5 protein-coding genes are annotated in these 3,591 nt (G+C 72.6%); 2 read left to right on the top strand and 3 right to left on the bottom strand.

The features are described 5' to 3' along the window. Positions 1-206 precede the first annotated feature (206 nt). Positions 207-851 carry a class I SAM-dependent DNA methyltransferase gene (locus UWG_RS0108630; protein WP_016906800.1) on the top strand — a complete coding sequence of 215 codons (645 nt, stop codon included), beginning with the start codon at positions 207-209 and terminating at the stop codon, positions 849-851. Positions 852-872: 21 nt separating this feature from the next. Here UWG_RS0108630 and UWG_RS0108625 read toward each other — a convergent pair whose 3' ends face one another. Beyond that, on the bottom strand, positions 873-1,316 hold the full coding sequence (locus tag UWG_RS0108625; RefSeq protein WP_016906799.1) for a PPC domain-containing DNA-binding protein: 444 nt from the start codon (positions 1,314-1,316) through the stop codon (positions 873-875). Between the two features lie 521 nt (positions 1,317-1,837). Between UWG_RS0108625 and UWG_RS0108620 the strand changes: the two genes are divergently transcribed. Next, positions 1,838-2,641: a site-2 protease family protein gene (locus tag UWG_RS0108620; RefSeq protein ID WP_016906798.1), complete on the top strand. Its 804-nt coding sequence runs from the start codon at positions 1,838-1,840 to the stop codon at positions 2,639-2,641. A 3-nt stretch (positions 2,642-2,644) separates the two neighbouring features. Here the strand turns inward: UWG_RS0108620 and UWG_RS0108615 are convergent, their stop codons facing one another. Then, on the bottom strand, positions 2,645-2,866 hold the full coding sequence (locus UWG_RS0108615; protein WP_016906797.1) for a hypothetical protein: 222 nt from the start codon (positions 2,864-2,866) through the stop codon (positions 2,645-2,647). Between the two features lie 146 nt (positions 2,867-3,012). Further along, complete coding sequence (locus UWG_RS0108610) at positions 3,013-3,387, bottom strand: roadblock/LC7 domain-containing protein (RefSeq protein WP_016906796.1); 375 nt, start codon at positions 3,385-3,387, stop codon at positions 3,013-3,015. Between the last annotated feature and the right edge of the window lie 204 nt (positions 3,388-3,591).

Raw genomic sequence — 3,591 nt, 5'->3', positions numbered from 1 at the left:
CCGCCAAGTCCCGCCTCATCAATCCAAAATCCTCTACCAAACCATCAAGCCCCAAAATCACCCTCAGTCCCCCCACTCCAATGTGTCTCTCCCCACCCTCACCCCCCATCCCGCGTCCCCCGACCCCCGGTGGGTAGCGGCCTGGAAACCACGAGCCCGCGAAGCGCCGGCAGCGGCGCGACGCGGAGAGCGAAGGGAGAGACCAGGTGGCGAAGAGCCAGGAGTCCGTTCAGCAGGCGCACCGGCTCGAAGGGGACGTCGGGCGCATCACCGAGTACTACGGCGACTGGGCGGCGTCCTACGACGCGGACCTCAGCGAGTCGGGCTACCAGGGCCCCCGGAACATCGGCGAGCTGTACTCGGCTCTGACCGGCTCGTACCGCTGGCTCCAGCTCGAGGGCACCACGGTGCTCGACGCCGGCTGCGGGACCGGGCTCGCCGGTGTCGTGCTCAGGGAGAAGGGCGCCACCGTCGACGGGTTCGACCTGAGCGAGGCGATGGTGGAGCAGGCCCGGACGACGGGCGCGTACCGCGCGCTCGACGGCGGCGTGGACCTCAACGCGGGGCTGACCGGGTACGAGGACAACGCCTACGACGTCACCGCGTCCTGCGGCGTCTTCACGCTCGGCCACGTCTCCCCCGAGGGGCTGCGCTCGCTGCTGCGTGTGACGGCGCCCGGCGGCCTGGTGCTGGTGAGCACCTTCCGGGACTACCTCGACGGGACCGACTTCGTCGCCGTGGCCGAACGCCTGGCGGAGGAGGGCGAGTTGAAGGTGGTGGAGCGCCGCAGGGACCTCGCCTACACCTCCGAGGGCCCCGCCGACTACTGGGCGTTCGAAGTCCTCCGCTGACCGGGCCCCGCGCGGCCCCCGTCACATCTCGTCAGGTGCGATGAACGCCATCCCGGTCTCCGGGTCCACGGCGCGGTGGAGGTGCGCGGGGGTCTCGGTGAGCACCGCCTCCAGTTTGGGGAAGACGACGAGGCGCTCCAGGTGGCCGCCGAGCGTCGTGGAGTCCTTGCGGCCGAGGACGGCGCGCGCGTGGAGCTCGGACCTGCCTCCGTTGTCGACGATGTCGCCGAGGAGGGCGAGGACCTCGTGCTGCCCGCTGAAGTGGCTGTGGCGGTACCGCGAGAGCACGGGTTCGTAGTAGCCGAGACGTACCTCGCGGCAGCCGCCGACGGCGCGGACCGCGGCGCCCGCGAGATGGTTCTCGGCGGCGAAGGAGGCGATCGACGTGACCGCCTCCTCGCCCTTGTCCAGCAGGAGGACGTAGGTGCGCAGTCCCCCGGCCTGGTGCAGCAGCCTGCTCTCCATCCGTCCGCCCTGCTCGTGGACGCCGGCGCGCGGCGTCGGCGTGGGTGCTCGGCCGCCTCCCAAGCTAGGCCCGCGCCGTCGCCGCCGCACGCCGGAGCCGTACGCCGCGCACACCGGCGCGCGCAACAGCCCTGCCGGACGGCCGGGTCGGGCCCGCGCCGGCGCTGCGGCGTTCGGGGCGCGTGCGCCGACGGGCGAGACCGGCGGCGCTGCCCGCCCCCGGCACGGCGGCGCCCCGGCACGGGGCACAAGAACGCAGCGCTGCCCACGCGCGGGCGCCCCGGCGGAGAAAGCCCGCAGCCCTGCCCGCGCCCCGGCACGTGCACGGATGCGGGCACCCCGTCCCCCGGACAACCCCCGCAAGACCGGGCGCACGCCGCGCTTCCCGCACGCCGCACGATTCGCCATCTCCCGGCGGCAGACGGGACCTGCCGCGCCAACCCGCAAGAGCCCCCACACACCGGGGCGCCGACCGGTGCCGAGTTCCGCGCGTCCCTCGGCTCCCGATACCGTCTGCCCCCATGACCAGCACCGCCACCCATCCCGAGCACCACCGCATCAGCCGGGTCTTCCTCTGCCTGCTGGGGATCATGGCCGTCTCGGGCTGGGCCGCCTGGGCCGGGATCGCGGGCGTCACGGGCGTCGCGGTCTTCTTCTTCGTCGTCTCCGGATGGGTCGTCTCGCTCTCGCTCCACGAGTACGCGCACGCGAGGATCGCGCTGCGCGCAGGTGACACCTCGGTGGGCGACAAGGGCTATCTGACGCTCAACCCGATGCGGTACACGCACGCGCTGCTCAGCGTCGTCCTGCCCGTCCTCTTCGTCGTCCTCGGCGGGATCGGGCTGCCGGGCGGCGCCGTCTACATCGACAGGGGGCGCATCCCCGGACGGCTGCGGCACAGCCTCATCTCCCTCGCCGGACCGCTCACCAACGCGTTCCTCGCGCTGGTGCTCACGGCACCGTTCTGGCTCAAGGGGGTGGGGGACGTGCCTGTCGCCTTCCGCTGTGCGCTGGCGTTCCTCGCGCTGCTCCAGGTCACGGCTGCGCTGCTCAACCTGCTGCCGGTCCCGGGGCTCGACGGGTACGGGGCCGTCGAACCGTGGCTCCCCGCCGGTGTGCGACGGCAGCTTGAGCCGTTCGCGCCGTTCGGGCTGCTGATCGTCTTCGGCTGCCTGTGGGTTCCCGAGGTGAACGGCGTCTTCTGGGACGGCATCAACGCCCTCCTCGGCGCCCTCGGCGTCTCCGATCTGGAGACCTACCTCGGCCTCGAGTACTTCAGGTTCTGGCAGGGCGAGCCGGACGGCGCCTCGCTGCTGCTGCCCTGAGCGCTACTCGCCGGCGGGCGCTTCCCCGGCGGTCCGCGCCGCGCGGCCGCGGCGGTGGTAGTACCACGCCATGTTGGAGGTCAGCCCCGCGAGCAGCACCCACAGGACGCCGAGCCAGCTTCCGTTGGCGAAGGAGACAACGGCGGCGACGACCGCGAGCAGGCACAGGACGGAGGCGTAGCGGGCGAGGCCGCCGCGGGGCAGGCGGTCGGTGAGGGCGGACATGGCGGGCGCTCCAGACGGACGGGGCGGGCGGTACCCGCACCGGATGCTTGTGTGACGGGGCCATTCTCCCCCACCCCGTCGGGCCTCCTCCCCCGGCCGTCCGCACCGCACCGCCGCGGGCGGGCGGTGCGGCGGCGGGCGGCCGGTCAGACCTCCAACCCGGCCTCTATCCGCGAGAGATGGTGGCGGGCGAGGGCGAGGTTGGCGCGTCCGCGGTCGAGCACGAGGTAGAGGAAGAGGCCGCTGCCGCTCTTCCCCGTGGTGGGGCGGATGAGGTGGTACTGGTCGGTGAGGGTGATGAGGATGTCCTCGATCGCTCCTTGGAGGCCGAGCATCTCCATCGTCCGGAGTTTGGCTCTGACGACGTCGGTGTTGCCCGCGGCCGCGACGTCGAGGTCGAGCGCCTTCTTGTCGCCGAGCGTGGCGAGCGCCATACCGCTCGTGTAGTCGACGAGGGCGACTCCGGTGGCGCCCTCGATCGTCTTCATCGCCTCGTTGAGGGATTCGTCCATCTTTGCCATGGCGTCCTGAACCTTTCCTGTGCGCGCTGGTGGTGTGTCACTCGTCGACGAGTGCGCCGACCCGCTCGGCCGTCCTGCGGGCGCAGAGCTGGAGGCGGCCGACGTTGGTCCCGGCCCCGGCGATCGCGGTGACGACGGCGGAGCGCCCGGCGCGATAGGCGGCGACGTACCCCTGCTCGCCCCGGGTGAGCGACTCCTCGAAGC

It is taken from the genome of Streptomyces xiaopingdaonensis (genome assembly GCF_000262345.1).
Classification (GTDB): Bacteria; Actinomycetota; Actinomycetes; order Streptomycetales; family Streptomycetaceae; genus Streptomyces; species Streptomyces xiaopingdaonensis.
This window is presented reverse-complemented; position numbering and strand designations above follow the sequence as displayed.